Here is a 15,627-nt window from a genome sequence, read left to right on the forward strand (position 1 = left end):
TACGGCAAATCGGATAATTTTCCCCCTCTCCGAGGGAGGAGATGACCGGGGGAAAATTATCTATGTGCCGATCGACTATTGGTCAATTATCCATGCGCGAATCAGTTCGTTTATCTGTTCTGGTACTTCGTCGTGGGGACAGTGACCAGCTTTGATAAAGTGTTCTGTTAACTGCGGATAGTGTTTGCGAAATTTAGCGCTTCTTTCTGTGGAATTCATCCACGGATCGCCTTCTCCCCACAGCATTAGCAATGGGCAGGTTAATTGACTAAGTAATACGTCAATTTTTTCGCCTTGGGGTGTTCGGAATACGGAAGCGAATACTTTGGGGGCACCGGGATCGCAGGAGGGAAGGTAAATTTCTTCTACTAATTGGTCTGTGACGGCGCTTTGGTCGAGATAAACTTTTTCTAGGGTTTTCCGAATTGTCGATCGCTGGCGCACGTACTGGAACAGCAGAAAACTTGCCCAATCTTGCTGAAATAAGGTTTTAGCTACGGCAGATATGGCTTTTTGCAAGGGCGGGGCTTCGGGTGCGGGCTGCGGTTCGCTGAAGGGGCCGGCGCTGTTGATTAATATGAGTCCCGCTGCTGATTCGGGGCGCCCGGCTGCTACACACAAGGCGGCGTAGCCTCCGAGGGAGTTGCCGGCTAGTACGGCGGGCCGGCCGATGATGTTGGTGATAAAATCGTGGAGTTGGTCGCGCCAGAGGTCGCCGCTGTACTGCAATTCTGGTTTTGCCGATCGCCCGAATCCGATCAGGTCGATCGCCCACACTTCAAAGTCTTTGCTCAGGCCGCTGATATTTTTGCGCCAGTGGTCTGTGGAGGCTCCAAAACCGTGAATTAACAGCAGGGGAGGGCGTTCTGGATGCCGATCGCTGGATCGAACGTAGTATACTGAATGCCCCCGCCACTGCCAGTAAGTGCCGGCTATGGGGGCTGCGGTTATGGCTGGGGTTGCTTGCATAATGTAAAGAAATAATTATTTACTATAACTATTGTATCGCGACATTCAGATTTATCTAGTTGGAACAACGCCCCGGAGTTTCGCCAGCAAAGGATAGGTCAATGTGGGCGAGTTGGGCTCTCGCGCTCGCCGGCACTCAGGCTTAATAAGTTTTGTAACGAATATTGATTTTGTGAGGGGCGCAGCAATGGGAGATATGTTGCCCGATCGCATTTGGGAAAATAAATCGGGTTTGGGCTGCAACACACCTAGGTATGATGATTTGGCTGTTTGGCTGCAACATCAAGTTCTGGGCGATGGCGCAAAGCAGCGGCTGCTAGGGTCGAACCTGATGGGCGAGGGTGAAGGGATCGACTTTTTTATAGTTATTTCCGAGCTTTTCAACGTGGGGATCGTTTGTTAGGTAGCTGTTAATGGCTTGGAGGATGCAGCGAGCCGTTTGGTTGCTAGTTGGCAAAAGCCGACCTCAAAAATTTCGCTACTGGAAGAAGTTATAAGTAGAATTACTGATGGTTCTCTGCAGAAGTTTCTCAGAATCGCAGAATATTTTGTGACGTGGTTTGCTGTTCTTAATTGCTTTGATACTCTAAGATAGAAGTAGAGCTGCGCCGCTCAATTAATTAGCATTTTGAATACTAGGGAGCCAACTATGCAGGGTGTGAACTTTATCCACCTGAAAGTTAGGGAGTTTTCTGAGTGATTGCTATTTCACCTCGTCCCGTCGGACGCAATTGGATTACGATTAGCTTCGCTTCTACTCTATACCTTTGTCCTATTTTGGATCTGCTCCTAGCAGAGGTGCCAGATTTCTGGCAAGCAGAATTGCGGTTGGGGCTTCAAGAAGCTTTGGTAAATGCTGCTAAGCATGGAAACAAATTAGATCCCGCTAAAACTGTTGGAGTCCGTTTTTCGATCGTCCAAAACCAATATTGGTGGGTGATATCGGATGAAGGTTCTGGCTTTAAGGCTCCTTGCAGTTGCAACCTTTATACCGATGATTGCGACAGTCTCCTCGCAGAGGATGTTGCAGATAACTCTGGACTACCCCATGTGGAACAGGAATGTGGTAGGGGGTTGTTTATTCTTTACCAAATATTCGATCGGGTAGAGTGGAATTCTGAAGGTACAGAGTTACGGCTGTGCAAAGAACTTGCCAGTCCCTACCGACTGCCTCGCTTGCGCTAGCACCGCTATGAAAGCAGCAGTTTTCACCTCCGCTAGACCGGGAAATTTTTTCGTTCTCGGGCTGAAGCTTGCAGTGAGAAATTGGAGTATCTGGCTATTGATAGCTGATCATAATGCAAAATGTGAGTTTTGAGTTAAAAAAGTATAAATCTTTTGAACTCACAATCGCGCTGCTCGATCTAGCGGCGCGATTGTCTAAATTTTGAGCGACTACTCAAGTCAAAACTCAAGAATCAAAACTCAAAATTATTTGCCGTGGGTGGGACAGGGAGGAGCCGATATCGATCGATCCAGCCATCCTGCTGCTTGGTTTAAGCGCGGGAGAGCTTCTTCGGGCTGTTTTTTGAGCAAAAAGACCAAAGCGGCTGCCGCTTGCTCGCAGGCCCGCGCGGAACGGTTGGCTTTGAGGCGGTGCCAATCTTTTTCGGCGATGGCGAGGCGCGCGGCGAGAGCTTGGGCGAGTTCTACCGTGCTCAGCTCGTTGAGGTTGACAGTTTGGGTTGTTTGTGTAGTTTCAAGCATAATTGGCAATTATACGGATTTGGCTGCCGTTTCTGAATTTAAAAAATATACTGCATATAATAACAACTTAATTGGAAATCGGTTTTTTTTATTATTATTGTCAGGTTTGCAGATCGAAATGCCTCAACAGCCGTCAGAGTTAAATCCCGAAGAGCAAGAAAGTGAGTTTGTTCAAGCGCTCGCAGCAGTTGAGCGATCGCTCGCAGGAGTCAAAGAACGGTACACTCAAATTCAGGTCGATCGACAGCGCCAAGTAGAACTCGGCCATCGCCGCGAAGAAATCCGCCAGTCGGGGCGCCGAAATCCATTGCCGGAACTCAAAAAAGAATTGCGGGAAATTGAGCAAGAATTGGAAACTATCGAGTTGAATTTAGAAAGCAGCCTGTTTTCTTGGGGAAGCATAAAACAACCTTTTTGGCAAGCAGTTCGCTTTGGGGGGCTTGGCATTTTGATCGGTTGGATTTTGAAATCCTATGCAGGTTGAAGGATGTTGGGAGTTAGAATTTTTGATTTTTTTATTTACCGCAGAGGGCGCAGAGGGCGCAGAGGAAGAGAAAAGAGAGAAATATGGTGCAAAATATTAAATAAACAGGAGTGGATATTATGACAAATCAACGAATAGCAGCGATTTTGCGCGCAGGTGAACCCGACGAAACTGTAACTGTTCAAGGCTGGGTTCGCACTAAGCGCGAATTGAAAGAATTTGCCTTTGTCGAAGTCAACGATGGTTCGGCGATGGCTAACTTGCAAGTAGTCATAAATTCCGATTTGCCAGATTTTGAAAATGTACTGAAACAACTGAATACAGGTGCATCTCTAGAAGTGTCGGGAGTGCTGGTAGCATCTCCGGCAAAAGGACAGCGAATTGAGTTGAAAGCCTCACAAGTAGAAGTTTACGGCGATGCAGACCCGCAAACTTATCCGCTGCAAAAAAAGCGCCATTCCTTTGAATTCTTGCGGACAATCGCGCATTTGCGGCCGCGCACAAACACCCACGGTGCTGTTTTTCGAGTCCGCAATGCTTGTTCGGCGGCGGTACACCAATTTTTTCAAGAACGCGGTTTTTTGTGGGTTCATACTCCGATTATTGCTGCTAGCGACTGCGAAGGTGCGGGGGAAATGTTCGCCGTTACCAACTTTGATTTAAAGAATGTGCCGCGCACTGATTCGCAAGAGGTTGATTATGCTAAAGACTTTTTTGGAAAGCGCGCCTATTTAACAGTTAGCGGCCAGTTGGAAGCGGAAGTTATGGCGATGGCTTTCGGCAATGTTTACACTTTTGGCCCGACTTTCCGAGCGGAAAATTCTAATACTTCGCGGCATTTGGCGGAGTTTTGGATGATTGAACCGGAGATGGCTTTCTGCGATTTGCAGGGAGATATGGATTTGGCTGAGGCGTTTTTAAAGTACATTTTTAAATACGTTTTGGATCGTTGCCCGGAAGATATGGAGTTTTTCAATGAGCGCATTGACAAAACGGTTTTGGCTACTGCTGAAAATATCATTAATAATCAGTTCGAGCGGATTACTTATACCGAGGCGATCGCACTTTTGGAAAAAGCTGACAAAAAGTTTGATTTCCCGGTAAGTTGGGGCTTGGATTTGCAGTCGGAACACGAGCGTTATTTGGCTGAGGACTTGTTTAAAAAGCCGACAATTGTCAGCGATTATCCCGTCGGGATTAAAGCATTTTATATGCGTTTAAATGAGGACGAGAAAACCGTGCGAGCAATGGATGTTTTGGCTCCTAATATTGGGGAAATTATCGGCGGTTCGCAGCGGGAAGAAAGGCTGGATGTGTTGGAGCGGCGTATGGAAGCCCAGGGTATGAATAAGGAGGAATTGTGGTGGTATTTGGATTTGCGCCGCTACGGGACTGTGCCTCACGCTGGGTTTGGTTTGGGATTTGAACGGTTGGTGCAGTTTATGACGGGAATGGGGAATATTCGGGATGTAATTCCGTTTCCGAGAGCGCCTTTGAGTATTGATTTTTAGTTAATTCAGGACTTACGCAAAAAACCCGGTTTCTGAGAAAAATCCTGCACATCTGCGAGAAATATTGACATAGAAACCGGGTTTTGACGGCTCGTGCGTAAGTCCTGAATCGATTACCTGGAAGGTCGCAACTTCTGATTTAAGATTTGTAACGCCTTCACGAATTGAGGATCGGCGGTAGTCCCAATTTTACGATCGCGAAACAGGTCTTGCTGTTGCCTATCAGTCAGTTCTACGACTACATCAGGATTGAGTCCAGTTCGGTTAATATCTCGTCCTGTGGGCGTTAACCATTTTGCGACCGTGACTGCTAAACCTGAGCCATTCTGCAGTCCCCGTACAGACTGAATAGAATTATAACCTTTGGTTCTTGTTCCGACCAAGCTTGCTCGTTTATTTTCCTGCAAGGCTGCCGCCACGATTTCGCTGGCACTAGCAGAATTATCATTGATTAGGATGACTAAAGGTTTCTGGGTGAGTGCGCTATGATTGGCCTGGTTCTGGTCTTGTATTCCATCGCGTTCAATCATACTAAAAATGATGCCTCGATCGAGCCACATCCGAGCGATGTCAATGCTTGCTCTCAACAAGCCACCTGGATTAGAGCGAAGGTCGAACACGTAGCCTTTTACATTCTGTTTCTCCAAAGCTTCGATCGCCGCCTTCATATCCTCCGTAACCTGAGCACTGAAGTGATTTAGCCGAATATAACCAACCCGACCAAACGCAGTTTCCTCAACACGATACCGTACAGGAATATTTTTTGTATTGGCACGTTGAATTCTAAAAGTGAGGGGCTGACCATTACGAAGAATGCCTAGAGTAACATAGGTTCCCAGGTTTCCTTGTAGCAGTGTCAGGACTTCATAAAAAGCCTTCCTTTCGACTGGTTTACCATCAATTGTAGTGATGATATCATGTGGCAAGATTCCGGCTTTATGTGCCGGGGAATTTTCAGTAGGCTGGATAATCGTAACTGCTTGAGTATCCCGGTCATTTATAATTTCAAGTCCGGTTTGGGTAATATTAGCAGTGGTACTCTGCAAACTTTCGTATGCGACTGGATCGTAGAAAGCGGTGAATGGATCGCCCAGTAGCTTCAACATCTCTCGAATTGCTTGATATGCCTCTTCATAGGAACCATAGGACCGATTCACATAGCGTTGACGAATCGCATTCCAGTCCTGCTGATTGAATCTCGCATCAATGTATTGACGCGAGATTATCTGCCAAACTTCGTCCACTAAGGCCTTTGGGCTGTCCTGATCCGTGATAATGGTGGGAGAATTAACTGATTCGGGGGTCGATGGATTTGCGATCGCACCTAGCTGGGTGAATTGATTTGTGAGGAGTGCGATCGTCAACAGTTTCAAAAACCGGGAAGAGATAGGACTTAAACGCATACTGAACACCTGATTAAGAGAGAATAATGAGAGCTGTATCGCAAGTTTTCACTACGAATTTATACCAAATTTGGGTGAAATACTTCCTTTATTTCTTAGTGATCTGTAGGGTGCGTCGCTGTCAGATCAGAAATGAAACTTGCGGATTGTTCCGGGCGACGCACCTTACCATAACGGTTTTATGAATGAAGTGAGGTACAAATTAAATGGGCGACACCCGATCGGTGTTTTCCAATCTAAAATCTCAAATCTCAAATGGTATGAGCTAATGGTTCTTCAAATCCCATCGAGTTCCAAAGCACCAACTGTCACCTGGGAAGCCCTACCAGCCGACTTTGTATTACCGGACGATCCCCTGGACAATATTCAACAACCGCCCCTTGCTGCCGCTCTCACCGATGCTCTGGGAGCCGCGGGACGCATTGGGCCGATCGCCCTAATCGGTTCCAATTTTGGACTGGTAGCGACTGTAAATAAGCAGATTGTAGTCAAAGCACCGGATTGGTTTTACGCGCCGCAAGTGCATCGAGTCGCAGAGGACACCATTCGCCGCAGTTACACGCCGAATCTGGAGGGTGCGCCGGTATCGGTGGTGATGGAGTTTTTGTCTAATAGACTTCTTGCAAAAGTCCTTTCGATCAAATTTTCGGACGGGCTCTCCGGCCCATCCCACAAGAGAAAAAACTTTTTGTGGGACGGGCCGGAGAGCCCGTCCCAGCTATTTTTGCAAGAGGTCTAATGAAGATTACGGCGAACTGTCGGTGCGATCGACTCCTCCCTATGGCAAGCTCTACTTCTACGAGCAGATTTTGCAAGTGCCCACCTATGTTACCTACGACCCCTACGAGCCCAAACTGGAAGTGCGGTATCTGCAAAATGGTGGTTATGCAGCCCAAACCGCTGATGCTGAGGGACGGGTGCGGATTCCAGAGTTGGATTTGTGGCTAGGGATTTGGTCGGGGGAACGGCTGGGGCAAACTATGAATTGGCTGCGCTGGTGGGATGAGGCTGGAAATTTGCTGCTGTGGAGTTCGGAACAGGCCCAACAGGAACGGCTGCGGGCCCAACAGGAACGCCAGCGGGCGGAGGTATTGGCGGCAAAGTTGCGGGAGTTGGGTGTCGATCCCGATCGGCTGGCTTGAAATGTCGCGATGTTCGTTAGTTAGCCGTAGGCTGCGTCGCCATCGAAAATTTACAAACAAGACCGACAATCTCGCAGCGACGCACCACACAATAGTTAGGTGCGTCGCTCAAAAACTTACAAATTCCAGCGAAGTTTCCGCAGCGACGCACCCTACAAAATACTTTCGCTCTGCCTGGGAACGAGTAAATAAATTAAGTCGCTGGGGGAATTGTGATATCAACAGATTGCACTTTTACCGAAGTTCCCAAACTCGATAACGGCGGTTGAATTGCTGCCGTATTTCCCACTACTAATGTTACCAGATTCTCCGGTTTCAAGTAAGTCTTGGCTACGCGCTGCACGTCGGCAACTGTTGCTGCTTCGATGCTGCGGCGGTAGCGAAAAATGAAATCTTCGGGATAACCGTAGTATTCGTAGCGCATTAATCGCGACAAAGTTTGACTGGGATTTTCAAATTTGAAGATGAAAGAATTCAGGGTGGAATCTTTAGCAAAAGCTAATTCTTCCGGGGTAATTGGTTCGGTGCGGATACGATCGATCTCTGCCCGAATTGCCTGGATAAACGGTACTGTGGCATCCGATCGCGTTTGGCCTCCTGCGACAAACACCCCCGGATAGTCAAATTTCGGACTCCAAGCTGCGTATACTGAATAAGCTAAACCTTGGCGCGATCGCACATTATTAAACAAACGACCACCGAAACCGTTCAAAACCCCGTTCATCACGTCCAAAGCACCGTAATCTGGACTGCTGAGCATTCCGCCCAAATGTCCCATTTGCACGTAACTTTGACTTAATTGCGGCTGATTTACCAAAAATATGCCGCCCCCATTTGCTGGCGATACCGTTGGTAGTGCAGGCACTTGTGCACTTTGAGTCGGTTGCCAGTTGCCGAATTTTTGCTCGACGAGCGATCGCATTTTAGCTGTATCAAAGTCGCCAGAAATACCCAAAATCATATTCTTGGGATGGAAATATTTCTGGTAGAAACTCACCAAATCGTCGCGGGAAATATTGGCGAGGGTTTTGTATTCTACAGTGCGCGCGTAAGGACTGCGATCGCCGTAAATTAACTTTTGAAACTCGCGACCGGTAATATCGTCAGGATCGTCATTGCGGCGGGCGATCGCACCTTGAGTTTGGTTCTTCGCTAAATCCAACTTTTCCTTAGCAAATATTGGTTCCCGAATCACTTCTGCAAATAAGTCAAACACGGGTTCCAAATCTTCAGCTAAAGCACTAAAATTAGCGCTGCCCGAACTAACATCAATCCCCGTTTCTACCGAAGCTGCTCGCTGTTCTAGCAACTGATTTAATTCATCAGCCGTATGCCGGCTCGTGCCACCAGTTCGCATCACTTCTCCCGTCAAACCTCCCAGTCCAATTTTATCGGCAGGTTCAAAGCGCTCGCCCGTGCGAAATAGCGCCGTTCCCCCAACTAGCGGGAGTTCCCGGTCTTCCATAAGATACACGCGGATGCCATTTTTCAGCTCGAAGCGAGTGTATTTAGGCAGTTTAATTTCTGGCACCGCCGGGAATGTTAATTCGTCGTAGTGTTTGGGTGCAGCCGCGAAGGAAGGTAACAAATTAAACGTTCCCAGTGAAACAGTAAAAAAGCAAAGGGATAGCAGAAATAACTTTACTTTTTTCAGTCTCAATTTAGTCCTTTTCATTCTTTCTCCAATGTTTCCTAAGTTGACAATTCGAGGCAGAGCCTCTGGATCTGCGTTCCCCGGCTCTGCCCAAGGCGTGACAACTTAACGTTAAACCTACCGTCTCTCTTGTTTGTCGCGAAGTCTAGATCCCCCCTAACCTAGGGCGGGCACGGGGGCACCGCCCCTACGAAGGGGGGGACAAGAGTGTTCTCTTTCGTCCCCCCTTATTAAGGGGGATGCGAGGGGGATCTAGACTCGACTAAAAGCGACATTTATTAGGGGTTTCTGTCTTAAGTTTTCAGGAATGGGCCTAGCCTAGGAACGAGTTTTTCTTCTTTCTGATGAATGCCTCACGCTCGACAATTCATCCGTGTATCCGTGTCAAAATCCGTGTCGTGCCTTCCTTCTTCTTAAAGCGGCAAAAGCTTACCAATCGTGCGGTTTTCCGGGCGGAAAGTGGCCTGAGCGACACGCTGAATGTCAGCGGGAGTAACAGCCGCGATCGCCTCCAATTCCTTGAACAAATTTCGCCACGAACCGGTGTTTACTTGATAGTCTACCAGCGCAAATGCCATGCCCATATTAGAATTGAGCGATCGCAACAAATCGGCTCTCGCCTGAGTTTTCACCCGCTCCAATTCCAAAGCAGAAACCGGCTCTGTTTTCAGGCGCTCAATTTCCTTGCTCAAAGCGGAGGCTACTTCATCAACCGTGCGGCCTGGAGCAGTTTGAGCGTAAAATAACATCAAATTCGGATACTTTTCCCCCGGATAACCGCTGAAACCTTGAGCAGCCAGCGCCAATTGCTGTTGTTCTACCAAAGATTTATAGAGCCGAGAAGTGCGGCCATCGCTGAGCAAAGAACCAATCATTTCATAAATTGCATTGTCGGGATGATTCATCGCCGGTTTGTGGTATCCTTCCAAATACCAAGGTTGAGTTTTTAATTGCAGCGTGACTTCCTTAGTTTGCGTTTGGGGAGGTTCGACAAGTTGCAATTCTGGAGGGGCTGGTTTCGCCTTGTAACGGCCGAAATAAATTTGAGCTAGTCGCTTCACCTCCGAAGCTTTCACGTCTCCTACCACCGCAACAGTCAGCTTGCTGGGGACGTAGTGAGTGTCGAAAAACTTCTGCACGTCGCTGCGGGTGAGGTTTTTAATGTCTTCAGTGTAGCCAATTACGGGGCGGCGGTAGGGATGAGCAGAGAAAGCTTTGTTGGCAAAAACTTCAACCATTTGTCCGATCGGAGAATTCTCGGTTCGCAGCCTGCGCTCTTCTAAAATTACCTGTTTTTCTTTGTAAAATTCCCGAAATACTGGTTCTAGAAATCGCTCGGATTCCAGCGACATCCACATTTCTAACTTGTTAGCTGGAAGGCTGTAAAAATACATTGTGGCGTCGGTAGAAGTGGCGGCATTTAGTCCGACTCCGCCTGCTTGTTCCACTATTTTGCCGAGTTCATTGCGCTTGACAAATTGCGAAGCTTCGGCTTCAAATTTGTCAAATTCTGCTTTTAATTGGGCGACTTCTTCAGTTTTGCCGCTGGCCTTGGCTGCTTGCATTTGCTCGAAGAGTTGGTCTTGTTTTTCTAGCAGCGGCTTTTCGGCTTGGTAGTCGGTAGTGCCGATTTTTGGCGTGCCTTTGAAGGCTAAATGTTCGAGATAGTGAGCGACTCCGGTTTGGCCGTCGGGTTCGTTGGCGCCCCCGACATCGGCGTGAATCAGAAACGATGCTACGGGCGCTCTGGGCCTTTCGAGTACGATGAATTTCATGCCGTTGTCGAGCTTAAATTCGCTGACTTGGCTGATTACTCGATCGAGCGACGGTTGAACAGAGACTGCTTGCGAGCCGCTAGCGGGGTTGGGGCGGGCGAGGGCGATTTCCGGCGAAATTCCCCACCACAGCAGTACAGCGGCTAGCAGGGAGGCAATGAATCGAGTTTGGCGATCGGGCGATTCCCTACGGGATAGCTTCGCTTCACGGGGTTTTTGGAACTGCGGGGTCATTCGATTTTAGATTTTAGATTTTAGATTTTGGATTGTCAAACAAAAAAATGTTTGTGCTCGGTGGCCAGAGATTCTTTTCTCAGGATAAAGATTTTTGGAGGCATAAGCGATCTGTTGCGCCGCAGATGTTAGGCTGATACAGCAAATCTCAAAAAGGGTCATTCGATTTTAGATTTTAGATTTTGGATTTTGGATTGTCAAACAAAAAAATGTTTGCCCTCAATGCCAGAGATTCTTTTTAAAACTTAACATCAATTAGTCCCTCAGTCCAGCTCCCGTAGTTCCAAGTAGCCAATTACCCATTGCAAAGCCATGCGAATTTTTAATCAGTCTCCTCCTTCTGAAACAGAAACCAAGAAGCGGATTTTACAAGCCGCTCAGCGGTTGTTTGCCCGCAGCGGATACGACGGCACGACAACTCGCGATTTAGCAGCGGCGGCGGGGGTGGCCGAGGGTACGCTATTTCGGCATTTTGATAATAAAAAAGCGATTTTGATTGAGGTGGCGACGGAAGGATGGGTGGAGTTGCTGACGGATTTGCTGACTGAATTAAGCGAGATGGGCAGTTACAAAGCAGTGGCTCAGGTGATGCGGCGGCGGATGCTGAATATCCGCGAGAATAGCGACATGATGCGGGTGTGTTTTTTGGAGGCGCAATTTCACCCGGATTTGCGCGACAGAATTCAGTTGGAAGTCATCGGAAAAATGAGCGATGTTGCTGAGGCTTTTTTTGAAACAGCGATGGAAAAAGGAGTTTATCGGAAGATGAATCCGAAGATTGTCGCTCAGGTTTTTTTGGGAATGTTTGCAGTCGCGGGTTTCAGTCAAAATACGATTATGGAGCCGAATGCTTCTCCGCAGGAAATGCAGGAAATGGCTGAAGGACTCGCTGATATTTTTCTGAATGGGGTTTTGCTGAAAGATGAATAATTAGGGCAACAGGGAAAAGTTGTTATGGGCCAAATTTTGCGCTATTCTATTCGGCCGCTAACGCAGGAAGACGAGCCTTTTCTGTGGCAAATGCTGTATGAAGCGGCGCACATGGCAGAAGAAGGCGAATCAACGGTGCAAGCGGTTGTGAATCATCCTTTAATTGCGAAATATGTCAAAAATTGGGGACGTGCCAACGATTTGGGCTTCGCAGCAATCGAATTGAACGGGAACCAGCCAGTAGGAGCCGCCTGGGTGCGTTTGTTTACAGGGGATGACAAGGGGTTTGGGTGGGTTGACCATACTATCCCGGAATTGGCGATCGCCGTTCTTCCAGAATATACAAATCAGGGTGTAGGAACGCAGTTGCTGGATCGTTTGCTGTCAGCAGCCAAAGTCTCTTATCGATCGGTATCCCTGAGTGTCAGAAGCTCGAATCGGGCCCTGAGTTTGTACGAGCGATCGGGATTTAAAGTAATTGAGGGAAGCGAGACAATCAACCGCACAGGAGGGACATCATTCACCATGAAAGTGGATTTTGAGTAAGTGAATTATTACTCTATAAATTGGTACATTTGCTGTACCCACTTCTCCCGATTATTCTGCCATTCATCCGTCACTACTTCCCAAGTTGTATTGCTTTCAAGTTCCAGCAATAGACTTGATACTTCTTCCAGCGTCGATGCTATATGACATTCTTCTACCCAACTTTCACGGATCATTTTCCAGAGACTTTGTACCGCTTCTCGCTGATAATTTGATTCTAATTCAACTAGCAATTTTGCTAGGTGTTTTTCGTCACTTGCTGCTGACACCTCGCTCATCCAACAGTCGCGACGTTCTTTCCATTCTTCCCTCACTGCGTCCCAGTTTAGGTGGGCTTGAAACTCTAACAGTAATTGGTTTAGTTCTACCATATTAAATTTTGTCTTGTTTGCAGTTTGTGCTATAATGGTACAAATTTTATTGATTGAGACTGTTGGTTTTTTATAATGAGCAATTTTGCTGAGGCTTTTTTGGAAACGGCGATGGAAAAACAAGTTTATCCAAAGATGAATCCGAAGATTGTCGCTCAGGTATTTTTGGGAATGTTTGCAGTCGCGCCCTTCAGTCAAAATACGATTATGGAAGCCGAATGCTTTTCGGTAGCAAATGCAGGAAATGGCTGAAGGACTCGCAGATATTTTTCTGAATGGGGTTTGGCAGAAAGATGAAGAATTAGTTATTAGTCATTAGGAAATTATCGAGCCTGAAAACGCATATCTACAGGCTCTGACTCCTCGAAACTACTCGTTAAACTTGTGCAATTGCTGTACCCATTTCTCCCGATTCTGCTGCCATTCATCAGCCATAGCTTCCGAATTTATATTGGTTTCAAGTTCCAGCAATAAACTTGATACTTCTTGAACAATCGATGCTCCCAGACATTCTTCTACCCAAAGGTTGCGACGCTCTTGCCACTGAATATCAACCGATTCTCCCTGCAAGTTTGATTCCCATTCAACTAGCAATTCTGCTAGATATGTCAGGTTAACTGATGCTGCCACACCGCTAACCCAACTTGACCGGCGCTCTTGCCATTCTTTTTTCACTCCTTCCGATTTGAGGTTGCTTTCAAGCTCTAACACTAACTGATTTAGTTCTACCATCTTAAATGTTGGGTTTTTTGTAGTTTGTGCTACAATTTTACCAAAATTTTCACTAAACAGAGTGTTAAGTTTTTTTTAAGATTGCGGGATCAGTGAAACTACAGAATAGATAACTGAATAATGAGCGATAAATTTACTTTAGATATGCTAGACATTCCCAGTGGCTGGCGGCGCGGCGAAGGTGACTGGACAGGAGTGGCGGCGGCTATGGCTAGAGGGGAAACTGTCGAAGTAATTCAAGAAGTTGGTTCTACTTTGTGGCAAAACAGTCTGCCAGAAAAACATTCTTTGTATTGGGATGGGGAAAATATATCAACTATCAAAGCCCGAATTTGGATTAGTTTCACGCAGAGAAGATTTTCGCCGGAATCTGTTTTGCCAAAAGTTCAGTGGCATCCGAGAGTGTTGTGGATAGGGATAGGTTGTGAACGCGGAACAGGGCGAGAATTAATCGAAACAGCAATTCAAAATGTATGTCGCGGTTATCATTTAGCGGAAAGTGCGATCGCAGGTATTGCTACAATAGACACTAAAGCAGGTGAAGTCGGCTTGCTGGAACTTTGTCAAGCGCGAAACTGGCCGTTAAAAACTTTTGCTGCTGACATTTTAAGTTCCGTAGAAGTCCCCAATCCTTCAAATATTGTAGTCAAACAAGTCGGCACGCCCAGCGTAGCAGAAGCCGCGGCACTTTGTGCGATCGAACTAATATCTTGTACCATTCTCAAGAACAGGCAAGATGCCTGTTCCACAATTCTCAACAACAGGCAAGATGCCTGTTCCACAAAGAGTGAAGCGGCTTGTGGGGTGGGCATCTTGCCTGCCCATACCATTCTCAACAACAGGCAAGATGCCTGTTCCACAATTCTCAACAACAGGCAAGATGCCTGTTCCACAAAGAGTGAATCGGCTTGTGGGGTGGGCATCTTGCCCGCCCAGCAAAGGCTTTTAGTCCCTAAACAAATATTTCGCAGCAAAAATCCCCCCCTTTCACAAGGAGGGGTTAGGGCGGGTTCTGCTGTAACAGTAGCGGTTGCAGTTTGCCCGATCGAATATCTGGGATAATGTACTACTGAGACAAAGTATTGGCATTCACAAATCGACCAATCAACCCAGAAACGAATGACAACACAATGGAACCCACCAAAGCCGGCCAAAAACCGTTAACCGCAAAGCCGATACTGAACGCACTCGCCAACCACGAAGCCAGGGAAAGCGAAATTGCATTCACAACGAATAAAAACAAACCTAAAGTAATAATGCTCAAAGGCAGCGTCAGCAATGTAATAATCGGTTTGACAACCGCATTCACCAATCCGATAACAACAGCAGCCAGCATCGCCGCCGGAAAGCTAACCACCGCCATACCTGGTACAATGTTAGCGGTAATGATCAGCGAAACTGCGGCTACTATCCAAGTTAAGAAAAAACTTAGCATATCTTTTTTTCCATCTCCATCACTATTAATTCAGATTTTAACTGTTTAGTCGATCGACCAAAGTTCGGGATACACTACGAAATACCCACCTTGCGAGAATATCAGACTTATGAAACTCCGGCAACTAGCAGCATTCCTCTTGGCGCTAACTATCTTCATCCTGCCACAGCCAGCCCAGGCTCAATCTAAATATTACGCTCCTCCGCTGTCCTTTAGCAACGCCGAACTGACAAGACGTGATTTTTCCGGTCAAATGCTGCGGGCTGCTGAGTTTTCTAACGCTAATATGGACTTGACTAATTTTTCTAATGCCGATTTGCGGGGAGCAATTATGAGCGCTTCGGTGATGACTGAGGCGAATTTGCACGGAGCAAATTTAACTAATGCAATGATTGATCAAGTTAAATTTACTAAGGCCGATTTAAGCGATGCAATATTAGCAGAAACAATTTTGCTGCGTTCTACTTTTGAGGAAGCTGATATCACCGGCGCTGACTTTACTGATGCAATTATGGACGGATCACAAGTTAAAGAATTGTGCACAAAGGCAACCGGGATTAATTCTCAAACTGGGATTTCTACTCGCGATTCTTTGGGCTGCCGCTGATATCATCTCCGGTCAATTACTGATGATTGTTTGTTGGGTGGGGGCGGGTTTTTGAGATTGTTTGTTTGGGGCGATTATGGTTGGTGGAACCCGCCCCTAGGAAACCCTATAATGTAAATGATGATTG

The 15,627-nt window shown here is 46.9% G+C and carries 19 protein-coding genes; 11 read left to right on the forward strand and 8 right to left on the reverse strand.

Features of this window, described 5'->3' with window-relative positions; all coding sequences use genetic code 11:
• Nucleotides 1–75: 75 nt before the first annotated feature.
• Entirely contained in the window at nucleotides 76–969 is an 894-nt protein-coding gene (locus QT990_RS07495; protein ID WP_333143287.1) for an alpha/beta fold hydrolase, read from the reverse strand.
• 172 nt (nucleotides 970–1,141) lie between these two features.
• Here QT990_RS07495 and QT990_RS07500 point away from each other — a divergent pair, with 172 nt between their 5' ends.
• Together QT990_RS07500 and QT990_RS07505 are read left to right on the forward strand one after the other, a co-directional pair.
• Nucleotides 1,142–1,372 carry a hypothetical protein gene (locus QT990_RS07500; protein ID WP_333300384.1) on the forward strand — a complete coding sequence of 77 codons (231 nt, stop codon included), beginning with the start codon at nucleotides 1,142–1,144 and terminating at the stop codon, nucleotides 1,370–1,372.
• Nucleotides 1,373–1,665: 293 nt separating this feature from the next.
• Nucleotides 1,666–2,154: an anti-sigma regulatory factor gene (locus QT990_RS07505; protein ID WP_333143285.1), complete on the forward strand. Its 489-nt coding sequence runs from the start codon at nucleotides 1,666–1,668 to the stop codon at nucleotides 2,152–2,154.
• A 246-nt stretch (nucleotides 2,155–2,400) separates the two neighbouring features.
• On the opposite strand, the gene QT990_RS07510 is transcribed toward QT990_RS07505, so the two are convergent.
• Complete coding sequence (locus tag QT990_RS07510) at nucleotides 2,401–2,676, reverse strand: DUF6439 family protein (protein WP_333143284.1); 276 nt, start codon at nucleotides 2,674–2,676, stop codon at nucleotides 2,401–2,403.
• Nucleotides 2,677–2,794: 118 nt separating this feature from the next.
• Between QT990_RS07510 and QT990_RS07515 the strand changes: the two genes are divergently transcribed.
• On the forward strand, nucleotides 2,795–3,160 hold the full coding sequence (locus QT990_RS07515) for a DUF2203 domain-containing protein (RefSeq protein ID WP_333143283.1): 366 nt from the start codon (nucleotides 2,795–2,797) through the stop codon (nucleotides 3,158–3,160).
• A 119-nt stretch (nucleotides 3,161–3,279) separates the two neighbouring features.
• A complete protein-coding gene (asnS, locus tag QT990_RS07520; protein ID WP_333143282.1) occupies nucleotides 3,280–4,671 on the forward strand; it encodes an asparagine--tRNA ligase in 1,392 nt (463 codons plus the stop codon).
• Between the two features lie 113 nt (nucleotides 4,672–4,784).
• Here asnS and QT990_RS07525 read toward each other — a convergent pair whose 3' ends face one another.
• Nucleotides 4,785–6,074: a S41 family peptidase gene (locus tag QT990_RS07525; RefSeq protein WP_333143281.1), complete on the reverse strand. Its 1,290-nt coding sequence runs from the start codon at nucleotides 6,072–6,074 to the stop codon at nucleotides 4,785–4,787.
• A gap of 268 nt (nucleotides 6,075–6,342) precedes the next feature.
• Between QT990_RS07525 and QT990_RS07530 the strand changes: the two genes are divergently transcribed.
• Together QT990_RS07530 and QT990_RS07535 are read left to right on the forward strand one after the other, a co-directional pair.
• A complete protein-coding gene (locus tag QT990_RS07530) occupies nucleotides 6,343–6,813 on the forward strand; it encodes a hypothetical protein (protein ID WP_333143280.1) in 471 nt (156 codons plus the stop codon).
• Nucleotides 6,814–6,835: 22 nt separating this feature from the next.
• Nucleotides 6,836–7,216, forward strand: coding sequence for a hypothetical protein (locus QT990_RS07535; protein WP_333143279.1), 381 nt, complete (start codon nucleotides 6,836–6,838; stop codon nucleotides 7,214–7,216).
• Between the two features lie 193 nt (nucleotides 7,217–7,409).
• Here QT990_RS07535 and QT990_RS07540 read toward each other — a convergent pair whose 3' ends face one another.
• The gene (locus QT990_RS07540) at nucleotides 7,410–8,891 is read right to left on the reverse strand and encodes a pitrilysin family protein (protein WP_333143278.1); all 1,482 of its coding nucleotides are present in this window, start codon (nucleotides 8,889–8,891) and stop codon (nucleotides 7,410–7,412) included.
• Between the two features lie 392 nt (nucleotides 8,892–9,283).
• Complete coding sequence (locus tag QT990_RS07545) at nucleotides 9,284–10,879, reverse strand: pitrilysin family protein (RefSeq protein ID WP_333143277.1); 1,596 nt, start codon at nucleotides 10,877–10,879, stop codon at nucleotides 9,284–9,286.
• Nucleotides 10,880–11,191: 312 nt separating this feature from the next.
• Here QT990_RS07545 and QT990_RS07550 point away from each other — a divergent pair, with 312 nt between their 5' ends.
• Together QT990_RS07550 and QT990_RS07555 are read left to right on the forward strand one after the other, a co-directional pair.
• Nucleotides 11,192–11,809 carry a TetR/AcrR family transcriptional regulator gene (locus tag QT990_RS07550; protein WP_333083393.1) on the forward strand — a complete coding sequence of 206 codons (618 nt, stop codon included), beginning with the start codon at nucleotides 11,192–11,194 and terminating at the stop codon, nucleotides 11,807–11,809.
• A gap of 24 nt (nucleotides 11,810–11,833) precedes the next feature.
• Nucleotides 11,834–12,355, forward strand: coding sequence for a GNAT family N-acetyltransferase (locus tag QT990_RS07555; RefSeq protein ID WP_333305069.1), 522 nt, complete (start codon nucleotides 11,834–11,836; stop codon nucleotides 12,353–12,355).
• 8 nt (nucleotides 12,356–12,363) lie between these two features.
• On the opposite strand, the gene QT990_RS07560 is transcribed toward QT990_RS07555, so the two are convergent.
• Nucleotides 12,364–12,726, reverse strand: a complete 363-nt coding sequence (locus tag QT990_RS07560; RefSeq protein WP_333143275.1) for a hypothetical protein — start codon at nucleotides 12,724–12,726, stop codon at nucleotides 12,364–12,366.
• 75 nt (nucleotides 12,727–12,801) lie between these two features.
• On the opposite strand from QT990_RS07560, the gene QT990_RS07565 reads away from it, so the two are divergent.
• Complete coding sequence (locus QT990_RS07565; RefSeq protein WP_445305436.1) at nucleotides 12,802–12,978, forward strand: hypothetical protein; 177 nt, start codon at nucleotides 12,802–12,804, stop codon at nucleotides 12,976–12,978.
• A 117-nt stretch (nucleotides 12,979–13,095) separates the two neighbouring features.
• Here the strand turns inward: QT990_RS07565 and QT990_RS07570 are convergent, their stop codons facing one another.
• A complete protein-coding gene (locus QT990_RS07570; protein ID WP_333143274.1) occupies nucleotides 13,096–13,458 on the reverse strand; it encodes a hypothetical protein in 363 nt (120 codons plus the stop codon).
• Nucleotides 13,459–13,578: 120 nt separating this feature from the next.
• Between QT990_RS07570 and QT990_RS07575 the strand changes: the two genes are divergently transcribed.
• Complete coding sequence (locus tag QT990_RS07575) at nucleotides 13,579–14,520, forward strand: cobalamin biosynthesis protein (protein ID WP_333465087.1); 942 nt, start codon at nucleotides 13,579–13,581, stop codon at nucleotides 14,518–14,520.
• A gap of 4 nt (nucleotides 14,521–14,524) precedes the next feature.
• Here the strand turns inward: QT990_RS07575 and QT990_RS07580 are convergent, their stop codons facing one another.
• The gene (locus QT990_RS07580; RefSeq protein ID WP_333143272.1) at nucleotides 14,525–14,893 is read right to left on the reverse strand and encodes a phage holin family protein; all 369 of its coding nucleotides are present in this window, start codon (nucleotides 14,891–14,893) and stop codon (nucleotides 14,525–14,527) included.
• A 109-nt stretch (nucleotides 14,894–15,002) separates the two neighbouring features.
• Between QT990_RS07580 and QT990_RS07585 the strand changes: the two genes are divergently transcribed.
• The gene (locus QT990_RS07585) at nucleotides 15,003–15,500 is read left to right on the forward strand and encodes a pentapeptide repeat-containing protein (protein ID WP_333465088.1); all 498 of its coding nucleotides are present in this window, start codon (nucleotides 15,003–15,005) and stop codon (nucleotides 15,498–15,500) included.
• The last annotated feature ends 127 nt before the right edge of the window (nucleotides 15,501–15,627 follow it).

The organism is Microcoleus sp. T3_B1, from assembly GCF_036700445.1.
In the GTDB taxonomy this organism is placed as follows: Bacteria; Cyanobacteriota; Cyanobacteriia; order Cyanobacteriales; family Microcoleaceae; genus Microcoleus.

What these genes read in the sequence shown, in the direction of transcription:
- QT990_RS07495 (WP_333143287.1), bottom strand. Translation starts at nt 969, where the DNA reads ATGCAAGCAACCCCAGCCATAACCGCAGCCCCCATAGCCGGCACTTAC.
- QT990_RS07510 (WP_333143284.1), bottom strand. Translation starts at nt 2,676, where the DNA reads ATGCTTGAAACTACACAAACAACCCAAACTGTCAACCTCAACGAGCTG.
- QT990_RS07515 (WP_333143283.1), top strand. Translation starts at nt 2,795, where the DNA reads ATGCCTCAACAGCCGTCAGAGTTAAATCCCGAAGAGCAAGAAAGTGAG.
- asnS (WP_333143282.1), top strand. Translation starts at nt 3,280, where the DNA reads ATGACAAATCAACGAATAGCAGCGATTTTGCGCGCAGGTGAACCCGAC.
- QT990_RS07525 (WP_333143281.1), bottom strand. Translation starts at nt 6,074, where the DNA reads ATGCGTTTAAGTCCTATCTCTTCCCGGTTTTTGAAACTGTTGACGATC.
- QT990_RS07530 (WP_333143280.1), top strand. Translation starts at nt 6,343, where the DNA reads ATGGTTCTTCAAATCCCATCGAGTTCCAAAGCACCAACTGTCACCTGG.
- QT990_RS07540 (WP_333143278.1), bottom strand. Translation starts at nt 8,891, where the DNA reads ATGAAAAGGACTAAATTGAGACTGAAAAAAGTAAAGTTATTTCTGCTA.
- QT990_RS07545 (WP_333143277.1), bottom strand. Translation starts at nt 10,879, where the DNA reads ATGACCCCGCAGTTCCAAAAACCCCGTGAAGCGAAGCTATCCCGTAGG.
- QT990_RS07550 (WP_333083393.1), top strand. Translation starts at nt 11,192, where the DNA reads ATGCGAATTTTTAATCAGTCTCCTCCTTCTGAAACAGAAACCAAGAAG.
- QT990_RS07555 (WP_333305069.1), top strand. Translation starts at nt 11,834, where the DNA reads ATGGGCCAAATTTTGCGCTATTCTATTCGGCCGCTAACGCAGGAAGAC.
- QT990_RS07560 (WP_333143275.1), bottom strand. Translation starts at nt 12,726, where the DNA reads ATGGTAGAACTAAACCAATTACTGTTAGAGTTTCAAGCCCACCTAAAC.
- QT990_RS07565 (WP_445305436.1), top strand. Translation starts at nt 12,802, where the DNA reads ATGAGCAATTTTGCTGAGGCTTTTTTGGAAACGGCGATGGAAAAACAA.
- QT990_RS07570 (WP_333143274.1), bottom strand. Translation starts at nt 13,458, where the DNA reads ATGGTAGAACTAAATCAGTTAGTGTTAGAGCTTGAAAGCAACCTCAAA.
- QT990_RS07575 (WP_333465087.1), top strand. Translation starts at nt 13,579, where the DNA reads ATGAGCGATAAATTTACTTTAGATATGCTAGACATTCCCAGTGGCTGG.
- QT990_RS07580 (WP_333143272.1), bottom strand. Translation starts at nt 14,893, where the DNA reads ATGCTAAGTTTTTTCTTAACTTGGATAGTAGCCGCAGTTTCGCTGATC.
- QT990_RS07585 (WP_333465088.1), top strand. Translation starts at nt 15,003, where the DNA reads ATGAAACTCCGGCAACTAGCAGCATTCCTCTTGGCGCTAACTATCTTC.